This is a genomic window from Steroidobacter gossypii (genome assembly GCF_016801985.1).
Lineage (GTDB): Bacteria > Pseudomonadota > Gammaproteobacteria > Steroidobacterales > Steroidobacteraceae > Steroidobacter > Steroidobacter gossypii.
Genome location: NZ_JAEVLS010000003.1, coordinates 107,725 through 122,638, shown reverse-complemented (window position 1 = coordinate 122,638; position 14,914 = coordinate 107,725). Strand labels below are relative to the sequence as shown.

Here is a 14,914-nt window from a genome sequence, read left to right as displayed (position 1 = left end):
GGAGTTGCACGCCGGCACGGTGAACTCCCGAGGCCGGGACGATTTACAGGAGGGCTGTGAACGCCAGGTGTTACGCCCTCCTGATTACCGCTGCTGCAGGCCTAGCGCGGTAGCGACGTGCTCCCAGGAAACGAGCTTGAAATTCTGCCGTTCCACCGGCGTGATATTGCGGCCGTCCTGCACCACCAGCAGGCCGTGCGGAAAAAGCGGGCCAAGCGGTGCGCTGGTCACATCCAGGCCGTCCGTTTCCGACGCGCCGTCGATGGCCAACTCGTCGTTGGCGACGATGGAAAAGAACCCGACGAAGTCGTTCTCGCCCTCGCGCCGGTAGACCGCGTAGTTGTCGGCGCCCTGGTTCGACACGATCAAATATCCGACCCCATCCTGGCCGCGATAGATAGCGACACCCTCGACGTCGTCTTTCAGACGACCGGCATCGCCGGTCGAATCCAGCTGCCGACGTGGCGAAGAATCATCCGGTTCCGCCGCGTATCGCCACAGGCCGACGTCCTCCTCCGCGATGTAGAGCGCGCCGGTTTCGTCATCGGCCACACAGCCTTCCGCTTGCGTGCCGACGGTGAACTCACGCACCAGCTTGCCGGTGAGCTTGGAGCCGCTGGCTTGAATCTCCCACTGCCGAAACTCGCCGGCGTCCGGATTGTTGATGAACACATAGAGCTTGCCGCTCTTCGCGCTGTGATACATGCACAAACCGTAGGGATCGCGAAGGCCGGTGGCTATCGGCGCCGCGGCCACATCAGTCAGCTTTCGGGTGGCTGAATCGATCTCGTATAACGTGAGCGTTCGGTGATCGCGATTCGATCCGGCGACGATGTCCCGTCGTTTGCCTCCGAGCGATACGCCCTGGCGCAAGTCGACATTGTTCGTGCGCCCCACCGCGAGCACCTGCACCCGCTTTCCGCTCAGATCGTAAACTTCGATGCCACGTTTCTTCTGCGCGCCGATCACCAGGCTGAGCTCCGGCTTGGTGGGATGCACCCAGATCGCCGGATCGTCGGCCGCGTCACCGTAGTCCTCGACCTGCTCCGTCTCAACCACCGGTTCGACGGTGTTCACGGCGATCGGCGTGACCTTTCGCGGATCGCGAGCTCCTTCGGCCGGCAACTTTAGCGCGCTGACGATGGCGTCCCATCGCAGCATGCGGAAGGCAGCAGTTTCTCCTTCGTCCGGGATCAGTACGACCCCCGCATCGCGCGGCGTCGGTGCGAAGCCGGCCCACAGCGATTCAAACTTCGCACCTTCGACACCCGCTAGCGTGAACTTGCCGACGTGCTTGGCCTCCGGCAGTTTATAAACATAGACCGCCGCAGCATCTTCGTCTGCGGCCAGCAGGTAGTTCGTCGTCGCGCCATGAAGCAGAGCGAGTCCCTTGACTTCCTCGCCGAGATGTCCGCGCGGCGCGGTCAGATCCAGCAATTCGCGTGACGCGAGATCGGCCTCGGGTTCGGCCGCGATGCGCCAGATGCCGACCGCTTCGTCGGCGACGTACACCACCTGCTCCATCTCATCGGCGGCGCAGTGGCCGGCGCCCGCACCGACTGCAATGTTTCGCACGAGGCGACCTTGAATCGCGCCATCCCGCGGCGATAGTTCCCACTGTTGTAGCTGGCCGGGATCGGTGGCGGCAAACGCATAGAATTTGCCAGTGGTCGAACTTCGATAGAGGCAGAGTCCTGTGAGCTCCGCCTCCAACAGCAGGGGCGCAGCAGTGAGGGATCGCAACTCGAGCGTTCCTGGATCGATGGAAAATGCTCGCAGCGCGGCGGTGCCGCGGTCATGGACCACAAACAATGGCGCCTGGCCTGCGCCGGTATCGAAACCGTACGACAGCGCGATGGCATCAGCGATGAAACCAGAGGAGCTGCCCTGCGATTGCCCATCCAGAGTGCTGAGGGTCACACCGGCGTTGCCCGATGCGGTCACCACCAAGCTGCGCGCCAGATCGGTCGGATGCGACCAGAGCACTGCCCCGAAGGGCGTACCTTCGGCAGGCACCGGCAGATCCTGATCCACCGCGACGCGAGCGGCCGCAGCGGGCGTTTTGGAGCTGGCGACATCCCTCCCCTCTCCCTGGCCGCAACCGGCCAGCAGCGCCACCGCGAGCAGCGCGAGCGGCCGGCTCATGTTCGTATTCATCTTGATTTCATTATCTGTGAAAGCGCCGGCGCACGCCGGCTGCTTCCGTCAACCGAAAGATTTCGCCTGAATTAGAACGCCCAACGCGCGACGATCTGATAGTACGGACCCGCCTCTTCGCTTTCCAGTTCGAACTCGTCGTAGTCGCGGTCGATCTGATCGTCCATGTTGTCGAACTTGTGGAAGATCTCGTCCTTCGAGGCATCCAGCAGGTTGTTCGCGGAGAGGCGCACGGAGAAGTTATTGCCGAAGCGCTTCTCGACGAACAGATCCAGCTCGTCCCCATACCTGATGGTCACTTCTTCGGCCAGCACGCGACTGAACGCGTCGCCCTGCTTGCGATAGGTGGCGCCGAAGGACACGTCCAGAACCGGCAGATCGTGGATGAAGCCGATGTTGTAGACGCTCTTGGCCTGGTCGTTGAAGCGGCGTTCACCCAGGAAATCGGTAACTTCGGATTTCACCCAGGAGTAGTTGAGGAACACGCCGGTGTTCGGCAAGCCCAGCACGCTCAGCGGGGTGGAAACATCGAGCTCGACGCCATACACCTTGCCGGTGCCGACGTTCTCCGAGGTAAACAGCCAGCTGTCCGGTTCGAATTCGCCGCCGGCGTCCGCCACCGCGGCCCGCAACGCCGCATCGGCGGCGGCCTGCGCTTCCCTCTTGGAAGCGCCCGGATGTTCATCCATATAATCGTCCATGAAGTCACCGGCGAAATCCTCGTCGTCCAGCTCATCCTCGCCGATGCTCGCAAGCGCGTCCTGGCCGGCGATTCCGGTGTTGGTCAGCTCGATCAGATTCTCGATCCTGCGATAGAAGAGATTGACGCCCACCACCCCCTGCCTGCCGAGCCGACGCTCGTAGCCCAGGTCGACGCCATTGGCGGTTTCCATCTCGAGCCGTGGATTGCCGATGTAGTCATTGTCACCGTACTCGCCATCCAGCAGCGCCGGGATCAGCTCGTTGAAATTCGGGCGCTTGACGCTGCGAGCCAGCGACAGACTTATGCGATCCGACTCGCTCACGTCCCATTTGAAGTGGACCGACGGCAGCAGCTTGTCGTAGTCGGTGCTGGCTGCGCCTTCGACGGCGCCATCCTCGACGTAGCGAATGTCCGAATCGGTGGTCTCGTAGCGCAGACCCAATTCCCAGCTCAGCTTGCCGGCGTCGCCGGAGAACTGCATGTACGGGTCGAGGCGCTTTTCCTTGATCACACTGGTGATGATGCTGTCCGGCTCGTACATCACCGGGTCGCCTTCCTCTTCGGCTTCCCACTCCAGCGTCGTATAAGTGATGTCGCGCTTCTTCTGACGGTAATCGACGCCGAATTCCATTCGCACATCACTGCCGAGCGGCCGCTTGTGGGCCAGCTTGAATCCCGTCTCGGCGTCGCTGGCGTCCACGGACTCCGCCTCGGCCTCGGAACCATCCCAATCGGCGCCGTCGATGCTCCAGACCCGGTCCCAGTTGCTCACCTCACTGATGTAGGAGTGCGTCTCCTCGGTGGTCGAGCTGTCGTCCTGGAAGCGAGCGTGGTCGACGCTGATTTCAGTGGCGCCGCCCATCATGTCGAACTCGAACTCGCCGCCGAAGCCCCAGTTCTTCTGATCGATCGGGTTCAGGCCGGGGACGCGGGCGTCGATGGTCTGCCCGTCGTCCAGTTCTTCTTCGAACGACACTTCGGTCACATCGCGGTCGGTCTTGACGAAAAAGCCGTCGAGGGTCAGGCGAGCGGCGTCGCCAACGTCAACGATGTAGGAAAGGTTGGCCGAATAGTCGCGACCATCCTTGACTTCGGTCTGGTCTTCCCAGCTGACCAGTTCTTCCTGCGAGGCATCGCTGAAGCGATCGGAACGCTTCTCCTTGGCGCGATAGCGATCCTGAATATTGACGCCGGCGAGAATGCGACCACCGGCGAAATCGCCGCTGGTCACCGCACCGAAGGTCGGATTCGCTTCGCCGTCGTACCAATGGTTCAGACCGGCGCGAACATAAGTGCCGTCGAATGAATAGGAGTCGCGCAGGATGATGTTGATTGCGCCGGCCACCGCGTCGCCGCTGCGATTGGCGCTGTTGCTGCGGAGGATTTCGACGCGTTCGACCATTTCCGCCGGAATGCGATCCACCCAGAACGAGCGGTCGTCACCGGCGCCCGGGACTCTCTTGCCGTTGATCAACACCTGCGTGTAGCCACCGCCCAAGCCGCGCAGCTGAGCACCGTCGTACTCCGCGATATCCGAACCAACAAAGGCAACCCCAGGCACCCGCTTCAGCATGTCGCCCACGGTGTTCGGCTCGAACTTCTGGAAGTACTCGAGGTCATAGCTGAGCACGGGTGCGATATCGGCAGTGCGGTCTCGGTAACGGGTGGCGTACACCACCACCTCCCGCACTTCATTCAGCTCCGTCTGCTCGGTCGAGAGCTCCTGAGCCATGACCGTACCTTGCGATAGCGCCGCGGCAACAGCCGTTGCAATCAGCCAATTCACACCGCGAACATGACTCGACATACCGATCCCATGTAGGAAACTTTACAGGGGCGGCAATATGAGATCGGCGTGTGACAGTTGGGTCTCAGGAAGATGTCAGCCTGATGACGGTTATCGCCGCTGGACGCATTGGCAGCTACACTCTGCGCCGACCGCGCAGATGCGCGCGTGACTCTGTTACATATCACCCTGGACGCATAAGGACCGTGTCATGCGCATCGCACCTGCTCTTTCATCTATCGTCGTCCTGCTGATGACGCCCCTACAGTTGCTGTTCGCGCAAGTCGTCAAGGAAGGCGAAGATCGCGCCGACGTAGCGCCATCGAACTGGAGCGTCGGCGCAGCCGCAGGCGTTCGCCAGAGTTTGTACGCCGGCGAAGACTCCACCGTGCGGGCTTTTCCATTGATTGGCTATGAGGGCGAACGTGTCTATTGGCGTGGCCTGTCACTGGGCTATCACCTCGTAAGAAGCGAGACCTTCGTGATCGACGGGTTCGTCGCTGGCCGCTTGGACGCGGTGGATGCCGACGATTTCGGCAGGAGCGAATTGGCCGCGCGCGGCATCGATCGCGACCTGCTGGAAGATCGCGATGACGGCGCCGATGTCGGCATGTCCGCCAGCTGGCGCGGTGACGCCGGAGAGATCGAGCTTTCGTTACGAGCCGATGTCACTGGCGCGAGCGAAGGCTATGAGGCCGACCTCGGATACAGCTATCCGATACGCCTGTCTTCTCGCGTGATGCTGACACCGCGCGTAGGAGTCAAGTTTCTATCCGAAGATCTTGCGAACTACTACTACGGAACCTTGCAAGAAGAGGTCGAGCGCGGCGTGCCGCTGTACCAGCCCGACAGCACAGTCGTTCCCTACGTCGGCCTGGCCGCGGCGGTGCCGTTTGCAGAGAAATGGCGGCTCTTCGGCCAGGTGGCTTACGAAGCGCTGCCCAGCGAGATAAAGGACAGTCCCCTGATCGACGAAGATGCCGGCCGCGCCGGACGAGCGTTCCTTGGCGTCATCTACAGCTTCTGATTGGCCGCTCGCGTCAACAGGCTCATCCAACAGTTCTGAGAGGAAGCACGGGAGCGTTGTGCGCTCCCGTGCTTCATTCACTGCTTAAGGACCCGTGCAAAGTACCAGCGGCCCGCCGTTGGAGACGGGGTTCGCTACCGTCCACGAGCCGTATCCTGTCGCAGCTGCTTCAGGATTGGCGGCAGTGGTGCTGACACTCGGGCCGGTCACCGTCTGAAGAGCCTGCCAGCTGGCAGACCAGTTCAGACCATCCGGAGAAGTTTTCGCGAAAATGGCGATGGTGTCCGGATTGCCGTTGTGTCCCTGCAGGATCATGCCACGACCAAACACTGTGACCGTGCCGTTCGGATTGCCGGTCGCACCAGGCTCGGAGACGCGATTGAAGACTGCGGGGGGCAGGTCGATCTTCAACCAGTTGGGCGTCCAGGCGCCGTTGTAGCTCCTCACGTAATACTGATTGTCGTTGCCCTTCATGAAAACGTCGATCAGGCCGGGACCTCTCGAGGCGACCGCCGGATCGGGACCTGCGAAGTTACCGCCGAGAGTTTCCCACGGGCCCCAGACGCCGTTGATGCGTTGACGAAACCAGATATCGTTCGCCTGGCCTCGTGTAAACACGGCGACATGACCCGGACCCCACGAGACGGCCACCGGGCTCGATGTGAGTACGCCGGCCAGGCCTTGATGTCCGCTCCAGCCGCCGTTGTAATCCAGATAGTAGAGTTGCTGGTTGGCGCCACGATAGAACACGGTCATCTGACCGGGCGCGGTCGCGACGACTGACGGATTCCAGGTCACGGTCCCACCCAGGCTCTGCCAGTTACTGTACGAGCCGTTGTCCCATTGTAAGTACCACAGCGCGCCGTTGCTGCCGCGAAGGAAGGTTGCAACGTGTCCCGGCCCCCATGAAGCCGCCGACGGCTCGGAGCCGGCAACGCCGCCGAGATTTTCAACGTTCAATCCGGCCGGATTGCCCGGATTGCCGAATCGACGCACCAGATTGCCATTGGTGAGCGAATGGAAGATGTGTACTTGACCATCCGCGGAATACGCAACGGCCGCGTCTGTATTGGATGATGCTGCATTGGATGCACAGACGGCGGCGACCGACGCCGTCGAAGCCATGCCCAGCACACTGGCGATCAGCAACGATAGATACCCGTTTCTCATACTTCCTGTTCCTTGAGATTTGAAGGCTGCCCTGCCCCGGTCAGCCGATGCTAGCACGGTCGTCGAAATCCCGGCCATCGCGAGCGACCAGGTTGGGGCGGGCCCATACAAATGGTCCGCAGCGGCCGATAGCCGCGGCGCCACGCCTCATGGAACCAAAGCGCTTCATGCGCCTTTGTCTTGCTATCTGAAGTCAACGAGCGCGGATGGTGAAGCCATGGCCATGCGATTGCACGAAGTACATCCGTCGCTGGTGCATTTCCCACTGGCGCTGGTGCCTACCGCGCTGGCCTTGGATGCGCTCGGGCATGTCACAGACAACGCCGCACTCAGCCGAGTCGGTCAATGTCTGATGCCGATCGCTGCGGGCAGCGCTGTGATCACCGCAGCGGCCGGCTATGCCGCGCAAGCGGCCGTCAGGGCCGAAGGCGAAGCACACGAGATGCTGGCCACCCATCGTAACTTGAACACGGGCCTGGTCGCGCTGACGAGCGCAATGGCGATAGCACGCATGAGTCGCGAACGAGTCGGCGCCGTTTATTGGCTGTTGGGATTGGCGGGCGTTGCCACGATGGGCTACACCGCATACCTGGGAGGAAAAATGGTTTACTCGCATCGGGTCGGTGTCGAACCCGACGGAGTCGACGTTGACGCCTCCCCGGAAATCCGACCAGGTGCGTTCGGCAAGACGGCGCGTAAGGCAGCCAGGAACGTTCGCGGGCAGGTTGGTAGACCGCACCCGACTCGCGTCGAACAGGAAGTTCAGTACCCGGCATCGCACGGCCACGATCAAGATAGCGAACCGCCGCTATCTCATCCCCGGAGTGCGAGTCCCAGCGCGAGCCACTAGCGCTCCGCCTATAGGTGCTTGCGGGATTTAATACACGCTCCCTCAGCCGATGGCGCGGCTCCCACGATAAGTGGCCATATCATGGGAGCCGGCTAGAGACACAAAGATCAATGAGGAGCGCGACGCTCCGATCCTGATCCGCGGCGAGAGCGACTGGATGCTTGCTCGCCCTCGGATTCTTCCTCCTCGGCCGCGTCCTCGGCATCCTCATCGGCCATCAGGGCTGGCGTGATCTCCTGCTCGGCGAGCTGCGTGAGCTGTTCATCGAGCTCCTTGCCTTCCTTGAGCGCGCGCTCCATGGACTCAACGACAGACTCGATTCCCATTGCCTTCGCCAACGCGCGGGAAGTACCCCAAGCGGCGATACAATAGTGCTCGGTCTTCTGGATTCCGGCGATCAACACCGCGTCGAGCGCGGGCCCAGCTTCGATTTCCTGGATGTGCTCGCGCAGATCGTTGATCAGACCCTCGGCCGCGACATTCTTCTTGCGCCCGGGACTCGCCTCCATCTCCTCGAACGCGGCTTCCAGATCTTCGATGAGCTGCGCGCCCTGCTCCATGCGCTGCTCCAACATCTGCTGCAATCCCTCGGCTTCCGCCGCCTTGATCACGCGCGGCATGACCCGCGCCAGCTGGCTCTCTGCGCTATAGATCTCCTGCAGTTCCAGCATCAACAGGTCACTGCCGCCGAGAGAATCCTTCTTCGATTGCGAACGCCGCTGCGATCGCCCCGCCGATTTCTGCTTCGTAGCCATCGATACCTCCAACAAACAACGTGAAATGTGCACGTCCGACCGGACGCCTATCGCAATGGCTCGCGTATCGGGAACGTTCCCGTCTATTGACGATCGCTACGCTTGCTGTCGTTGCTTCCAGCACTCTCGAGGGGCACATCGATCCATTTGTCCAGCCAACCCACCAGCCGCACCACTGCATCGATCCGATGCGACGGCCGACCCTCTTCGAAAAAGTGATGCGTTCCACCGGGATAGAGCACCATCTCCGCGGGCGTCTCCCCGCTGCGAAGCAACGTCACAAATAAATCCTCCGCCTGGCCCCGCGGACATCGCTCATCGTCCTTGCCCTGCAATATCAGCGTCGGAGTGCGGGCGTGCTCGACGTGTTGCATCGGGGACAAACGCCGTGTCTTCTCTCGTTCGATAAACGGCTCGCCGTACATCGAATACGGATCGGCGTAGTAGCCGCTATCCGAGGTGCTGTAGTGTGTCTCCAGATTCGTGACCGGCGCGATGACGATCGCCGCGCGAAACAGGTCGGTATGACCTATCGCCCAAGCGGCCATGTACCCTCCGTAGGACTTGCCGGAGATGGCCACACGAGCGTCGCATACACCCTCTTCCTGCAAGACTTTGGCGGCCGCGATTTGCTGATCCAGATCACGAGTACCCCAGTGCCCCCGCAAACGGCTCGCGAACTCGCGACCATAGCTGCTCGACCCCACCGGATTCAGTGCCAGCACCGCCCAACCTCGCGAGCACAGCACCGACCAATGCGGATGCCACATATAGGACAAGAGCGCGTAACTCGCCGGTCCGCCGTGTACGTCCACGAGCAGTGGGACGGGCTGCTGCGCATCGGCCGGCAAAAGCAACCACCCCTCGATCTGTTCTTCGCCGCCTTCTCCATCGGGCACCATGAATTTACGAAGCTGCATGCGATGCGCGGCGCGCTCCGACCACCACGGATTCGCATGGCTCAACTGGCGTGAGCTTTGCTCGCCGCCGCGGCGTATGAATAGTTCGGCCGGCGCAGCGGCGCTTTCGGCCGTATACACCATCTGATCGCGCACCCACACGAACTCGCCAATGTGCGTGTCCTCCGCAATCAGTTCGCTCAGATCGCCTCGGGGTACCGAAACCTTCGCCCCGACCTGCCGCCCGTTGCGTGCGAGAACAAATGTGACATCCGCCGAATCGGGCGACCACCGGACGCCGTCGCCCGATACGACCTCGATCGAGTCCTGTCCAAGCGCCGCCGCGCGGCCCGCGCGAACATCGAGCAGCCAGAGACGCACCTGCGCGTCACCCTCGTCCTCGCTACCGGAGAATACAATCCAGCGGCCATCGGGGGACCACTTCGGAAACTGCACGACAGCGATGTCGTGCGTCAGCTGACGTTCGTTGCTCCCATCCGCAGCCACGCTCCATAGATCCGTGCAATGGGCGGCCCGCTCGTTGCGCGTTCTGCAATACGCGATCTGCTTACCGTCCGGCGACCAGCATGCGCCGCGTACGTCATATGGCCCATCGGTGATCTGGCGGCACTCACCGGTGCGGACATCGATGATGAATAGATGGATCTCACGTCCCAGCGTGTAGCCGATCCCGTCGGTCTTGTACGGCAATCGCCACACTAACTCCGGCGCGTCCTTCTTGGGGCCTTCGCCGCTGCCGCGCTCGCCACGGCGCTCTGGATCAACCTTCACGGGACACAATGCGAGCAACCGCGTACCGTCCGGGCACCAGGCCATCGACACCACGCCTTGTTCGAAATGACTCAGCTGTCGAGCCTCGCCCCCAGCGCGTGAGATCAGATAGATCTGCGGCTGCTGATCCGCGCGATCGGACTGAAACGCCAGCTGCGTACAGTCCGGCGACCACGAAGGAAAATCGTCGTAACTGCTACCGAAGGTGTACTGCCTGCCTTCCGAGCCGTCGGTGCGAAACAGCCAGATCTTCGACTGGTAAGAGTCGGCCTGCGAATCGACGGATTTTATTCGGCACGCAATGAACTCACCGTCGGCGGTCACGGCGAGTGCATCGATGGTTTGATAATGATTCAGATCCTCGGGCTCGAACTTCTTCATCCTGCCGCCTCGAGCCGCCGGCAAGCCCGGCGGCTGCAACGTTCCTGTTCACATGCGCCCGATCAACGCTCCTGGCGCTGCTCGTTTCGGTTCTGTTCGTTGCGATTCTGTTCGTTGCGATTCTGTTCGTTGCGATTCTGTTCGTTACGGTTCTGCTCGTTGCGGTTCTGTTCGTTACGGTTCTGTTCGTTGCGATTCTGTTCGTTGCGGTTCTGCTCGTTACGGTTCTGCTCGTTACGGTTCTGCTCGGTCATGATTCTCTCCACTCGGAAAAGGCGAGCGACATTGCTCACGGCGGGTGTGGAACGCAAGCCACATGATTCGGTTCCGCACCCGACCAGCAATGTTCTGCGCCTATCATTTGATGATGTCCATATCTATCACTTGTTTATTATCGAATTGGCGCCTCGCCGCGGGAGCCGAATGGTTCGTCACTGACCATTCTGAGACACCGCATTTCAAGGTCGCTTGCACGGCAAGAGCGAGCCGCTGTGGAATCCACTGAACCCCCTATGCTGAACCCCTTATGCTGAACTCTGGTTGGTCGTCGCCGGATCACCACCGCGCGGGCGTGCTCACATGCCTCGGGATGTGTCTTGTGCTTGCTACCGCAATCGCTCAAGACTCCCCGCTCGGCAGTTCTTGTCCAACTTCTCCTGGCGCGTCGCCCCTTCGTTATAGTCGTTTGCACCAGATTGCCACGGTCGCTCCTCTGGACGATCCAACCCATACGATCGTCACACCTGGCGGAATGGTGCTCAGCTCCCCGAAGATGGTCGCGGCAACGGACGTTCTTACCATTGCCGCCCGGGATACGAATCTAATGTGCTTCCACCTGCTCACGTTCGCGCGCGAGCGCCACAGGTGTGAGATCCAAGGCATCGCACGAAAGGAGAAAGACGGCGCGTACGTTTTCCGCGAGAACCTCGTCGTCCTGCGCTTCGAATTCGTCGCCGAAGACCAGGTCAGCGTGGAGCCCCTCGGAAACGGCTATCGAGCTCGTTGTGAACCGTCTGGGAAGATCGAGCGTGCGATCTACACGTCGAGCGGGGAGCGCTGACTCGCAATGCTCGTCATTCTCTGGGTTCTCCAGCGTTGCCGCCTTGGAGAGAAAACGCTCAGCTCCACAGGACCGCCTTGCGTTTCCAGGCTATGGAGCGTCACCAAAGATGCTAAACGCCACCACAAAGATGACTATGGCGTTAAGCAGAAGACTGCAAGCAGCGAGGCCGATCTTCGATGTTCTCTCCTCTCAGGTAGATGAAATGAGTGAGGCTGGCCGCGATCAACACAACATAGTCCCATACCGCGACATGTGGCGTGATCATCACTGCTCGAACGAAGTATGATAAAGCCAATGTGATGGCGGCGTTGACCACGAGCGCGCCAAGAGTTTTCCGAAGAACCGTCATCGCCGGCGCCGTCCCCTCTGGCATTCGATCAGCTGGCAAATCGATTCGATGCAACGATCATTTACCGGAGATCAGCCATCCCGGCGTCCCTACCAGCGAAACTCACACGACCTTCCTGGGCGACGCGCCGTCAAGGCCAGCAAAGCAAGGCAGAGCACGAAATGAAGTGACATGCCTCCGCCTCCGCCACCGCCGCCACCACCACCAGAGCCCGGCGATCGGGACGTGACCTGCACCGAGGCGCTGTCATTCGCTGCATTCGCATCTACTGCATCGGATGCATGGATGGCTGCTGCGGTGGCGAGCAGTGTTCCAGCAGCTGCCGCGGTCGCATTCACAGTGACAGATGCGCTCTCACCGCTCGCTTTGGCGCCGAAGTCACAAGTCACGGTCGCACCCGATGCGCTGCATCGAGAAGGCGTGACGCTCGTGATGGTGATGCCACCCTCCAGGCCGATCGACAAGCGCGTGCTCGACGAAACGTCCGGCCCGGCGTTGCGCACCTGGAAAGTAAGCGCGAATGCCGAGTTCGTACTGACCGTCGCCGCCGACGAACTGCCCGTGACGATGAGATCGATCAGCCGGGGCGCGGTCTCCACCCCGGTGGCCGTGTTATTGGTAGCGACGGTGTCGCGCTCGCGTGCAGTCACAGTTGCTCGAACATTCAACTCGGCCGCTGCTGGCAATGTGTAGCTGACTCGCGCCGTTGCATCGGATGTTAGTTTCACGAATGGCAGCGAACACTGCACCCTGGCCGCAGTGGTTGTGCACGTGCCGCCGGGCAATTCCGCCGATACATCGCTCGCTCCGTCCGGCGCGTGGATATCCAGGGCGACTCCGGTTGCCGCCAGTGGACCGTTGTTATGAACGCGCACGTCGAAGTGGTTCGGAGCGCCGCTGCCGCGATTGTCGGCATGATCGAGGATCCTGACTTCCAGGTCCGGTGCGATGTCAAAGGACAGCACGCCGACGGCGCCTGTGGCGACGAGCACCGTGGTCGGCGCGGCGGCATTGATTGCGACCCTGGTCGGCAACCACTGAAAGTCGGGAGCGCTGGGCATGCGCTCCCACGAGATGCCCGCATCCACAGAGCGCATCACGGGGAATTCGGCGGGGATCGCCGACTCGAAATTCGTGCCGAGCACATACACGACATCGGGCATCACAGGGTCCAGCACCATGGAGTACGGGCTACCGTAACGATAGTTCATGAACGAAGGCAGCGGCGCGAAGCTGGCTCCGCCGTTATCGCTGACATGCACAGCCCCGGCGGACAGCGCATACATGCGACTGGAATTGGCGGGGTTGATTGCAATGTCGAAGCCGCCCTCACTGGCCAGGACTCTGTTCCAGGTGACACCGGCGTCCACCGAGCGGAACACGCCGTCGTTGTTGCCCTCTACATTGACCGAGGCGAGCAGCATTCGTGAGGGATCTTCCGGATCGACGAGCAGGCGCGTGGCCTGGACGTCGTTCAGGCCAGCCCCACCCACCGGTGTGAACGTGGCGCCGCCGTCGGTGCTGCGCTGGATGATCGCTTCGGAAGTTCCTTGCGGAGACAGGGCCAGATAAATGTTCTGTGGACTCTGCGGATCGAATGCGAATGCATCGATTCGGGTCGGCACAAGCGTGGCCTGGCCCGGGTTCCACGAAGCGCCGCCGTTGAAGGAGTAGTACACGCCAGTGTGGGTGCCGGCCAGGATGACGTTTGGATCCGTGGGATGCGCGCCGACCGCGCTGATCGCCAGATCCGGCTCCATGGGACCGGCCACTCTAGAACGTTGCAATGTGCCCTCGTCCGCATCGCCGATGCCGATCTCGACATGTTCCGTCGATGCATAGACGCGGCCGGCACCGGTAGCCAGGTGACGCACATAATTTGCATCAAGCCCGTCGTCCGAGCGCGCCCAGGTAGCGCCGCCATTGTCGCTTCGAAACACCCCTGCCCCCGTGCCCGCAAGCACCGACTGAGTGTTGCTGGCCGCGATGGCGACGGTATTCAAAAGGGCCGGCAGGGTGCTGAGCGTTGTCCAGCTGCCCGCCGAGTAGCGGCGCACGAAGCCAACGCCGTTGGTCGGGCTGGCGTACAGAACCGATGGCACGGCTGGATCCGAATGCACGGTGTACCCCGGGAACAGTGGGCTCGACGGCCACGCAGAGCCATCATCCGGCTTGCGATACAGGCCATCGGTCCCGTTCACCCACAGGATGTTGGGCGAGCCGGGCGTCACCGCGAAGTCAGCAACGCCGCGGGTCGGCGCCAGGTCGATCCAGGTATTGCCGCCATCCTCGGATCTCATCAGCGCGTTGTTCCAGCGCCCGGCATAGACCCGCAAGCTGTTGGCTGGATCCACGACCAGCTTGTGGCCCGGCGCCGGCATCCTGGGGCGCTCGGAAAAGCTCGCGCCGCCATCGGTGCTACGGAACAACTGCTGCCCGCTGGTGGAGTAATAGATAGTGTTGCCATCGGCGGAAATCGCGAGGCCGACTGCGTAGTTGCTGGGATCCGATGTGAGCAAGGGGCTGATGTTCACGAATGTGTCGCCGCCATCGGTCGATCGCCACAGACCCGAGTCCCGAGCGATGGCGTAAATCCGGTTCGGATTGGCCGGATCGAACTGCACCGCGCCGTAATTGGCGAAAAAAGGCGTGAGCTGCACCAGCCGGCTCCAGGTGTCGCCGCCGTCGGTCGTTCTGTAAAGCCCGGAGTTCGCTACGGCGAAGGCGAGATTCGGCTGCGAAGGATGAACGGCGAGCTGGTAGACGGGGCCGCCGAACGGTCCGCGTGCCGACCAACTGTTGATCCCGCCGTGTGCGGCTTCTCCTGCCAACAACAACAGCACCCAGAATCCCAACCGGATCGATTGCATAAGAATTCCGTTTGCGCGCTCCCCGGTTCCGCGCAGCGCCCGCTGAGATTTTTCTTGCCGTTCTCGGGCAGCCGGAGATTGTGACGCCCTTGATAGCAGATCGCACGGACCG

At 61.7% G+C, this 14,914-nt stretch carries 10 protein-coding genes; 3 read left to right on the top strand and 7 right to left on the bottom strand.

Features of this window, described 5'->3' with window-relative positions; genetic code table 11:
- Positions 1-84: 84 nt before the first annotated feature.
- A complete protein-coding gene (locus JM946_RS14505; protein ID WP_203168012.1) occupies positions 85-2,157 on the bottom strand; it encodes a phytase in 2,073 nt (690 codons plus the stop codon).
- Positions 2,158-2,228: 71 nt separating this feature from the next.
- The gene (locus JM946_RS14500; RefSeq protein ID WP_218042865.1) at positions 2,229-4,592 is read right to left on the bottom strand and encodes a TonB-dependent receptor plug domain-containing protein; all 2,364 of its coding nucleotides are present in this window, start codon (positions 4,590-4,592) and stop codon (positions 2,229-2,231) included.
- A gap of 265 nt (positions 4,593-4,857) precedes the next feature.
- Here JM946_RS14500 and JM946_RS14495 point away from each other — a divergent pair, with 265 nt between their 5' ends.
- Positions 4,858-5,673: a MipA/OmpV family protein gene (locus tag JM946_RS14495; protein ID WP_203168010.1), complete on the top strand. Its 816-nt coding sequence runs from the start codon at positions 4,858-4,860 to the stop codon at positions 5,671-5,673.
- Between the two features lie 84 nt (positions 5,674-5,757).
- Here the strand turns inward: JM946_RS14495 and JM946_RS14490 are convergent, their stop codons facing one another.
- On the bottom strand, positions 5,758-6,843 hold the full coding sequence (locus tag JM946_RS14490) for a hypothetical protein (protein ID WP_203168009.1): 1,086 nt from the start codon (positions 6,841-6,843) through the stop codon (positions 5,758-5,760).
- Between the two features lie 217 nt (positions 6,844-7,060).
- Here JM946_RS14490 and JM946_RS14485 point away from each other — a divergent pair, with 217 nt between their 5' ends.
- The gene (locus tag JM946_RS14485) at positions 7,061-7,693 is read left to right on the top strand and encodes a DUF2231 domain-containing protein (RefSeq protein ID WP_203168008.1); all 633 of its coding nucleotides are present in this window, start codon (positions 7,061-7,063) and stop codon (positions 7,691-7,693) included.
- Between the two features lie 107 nt (positions 7,694-7,800).
- On the opposite strand, the gene JM946_RS14480 is transcribed toward JM946_RS14485, so the two are convergent.
- From JM946_RS14480 to JM946_RS14470, 3 genes are all read right to left on the bottom strand, one after another.
- Positions 7,801-8,448 carry a YciE/YciF ferroxidase family protein gene (locus JM946_RS14480; RefSeq protein ID WP_203168007.1) on the bottom strand — a complete coding sequence of 216 codons (648 nt, stop codon included), beginning with the start codon at positions 8,446-8,448 and terminating at the stop codon, positions 7,801-7,803.
- 83 nt (positions 8,449-8,531) lie between these two features.
- Positions 8,532-10,520 (bottom strand): S9 family peptidase, encoded by a 1,989-nt coding sequence (locus tag JM946_RS14475; protein ID WP_203168006.1) that lies wholly within the window; start codon positions 10,518-10,520, stop codon positions 8,532-8,534.
- Between the two features lie 62 nt (positions 10,521-10,582).
- Entirely contained in the window at positions 10,583-10,774 is a 192-nt protein-coding gene (locus JM946_RS14470; RefSeq protein WP_203168005.1) for a hypothetical protein, read from the bottom strand.
- A gap of 497 nt (positions 10,775-11,271) precedes the next feature.
- Here JM946_RS14470 and JM946_RS14465 point away from each other — a divergent pair, with 497 nt between their 5' ends.
- Positions 11,272-11,580: a hypothetical protein gene (locus tag JM946_RS14465; protein WP_218042863.1), complete on the top strand. Its 309-nt coding sequence runs from the start codon at positions 11,272-11,274 to the stop codon at positions 11,578-11,580.
- A gap of 441 nt (positions 11,581-12,021) precedes the next feature.
- Here JM946_RS14465 and JM946_RS14460 read toward each other — a convergent pair whose 3' ends face one another.
- Entirely contained in the window at positions 12,022-14,802 is a 2,781-nt protein-coding gene (locus JM946_RS14460; protein WP_203168003.1) for a DUF11 domain-containing protein, read from the bottom strand.
- Between the last annotated feature and the right edge of the window lie 112 nt (positions 14,803-14,914).

Coding starts and splice junctions, on each gene's coding strand:
- JM946_RS14470 (WP_203168005.1), bottom strand. CDS start 10,774: ATGACCGAGCAGAACCGTAACGAGCAGAACCGTAACGAGCAGAACCGC.
- JM946_RS14495 (WP_203168010.1), top strand. CDS start 4,858: ATGCGCATCGCACCTGCTCTTTCATCTATCGTCGTCCTGCTGATGACG.
- JM946_RS14490 (WP_203168009.1), bottom strand. CDS start 6,843: ATGAGAAACGGGTATCTATCGTTGCTGATCGCCAGTGTGCTGGGCATG.
- JM946_RS14460 (WP_203168003.1), bottom strand. CDS start 14,802: ATGCAATCGATCCGGTTGGGATTCTGGGTGCTGTTGTTGTTGGCAGGA.
- JM946_RS14485 (WP_203168008.1), top strand. CDS start 7,061: ATGGCCATGCGATTGCACGAAGTACATCCGTCGCTGGTGCATTTCCCA.
- JM946_RS14475 (WP_203168006.1), bottom strand. CDS start 10,520: ATGAAGAAGTTCGAGCCCGAGGATCTGAATCATTATCAAACCATCGAT.
- JM946_RS14500 (WP_218042865.1), bottom strand. CDS start 4,592: ATGGCTCAGGAGCTCTCGACCGAGCAGACGGAGCTGAATGAAGTGCGG.
- JM946_RS14465 (WP_218042863.1), top strand. CDS start 11,272: ATGGTGCTCAGCTCCCCGAAGATGGTCGCGGCAACGGACGTTCTTACC.
- JM946_RS14505 (WP_203168012.1), bottom strand. CDS start 2,157: ATGAATACGAACATGAGCCGGCCGCTCGCGCTGCTCGCGGTGGCGCTG.
- JM946_RS14480 (WP_203168007.1), bottom strand. CDS start 8,448: ATGGCTACGAAGCAGAAATCGGCGGGGCGATCGCAGCGGCGTTCGCAA.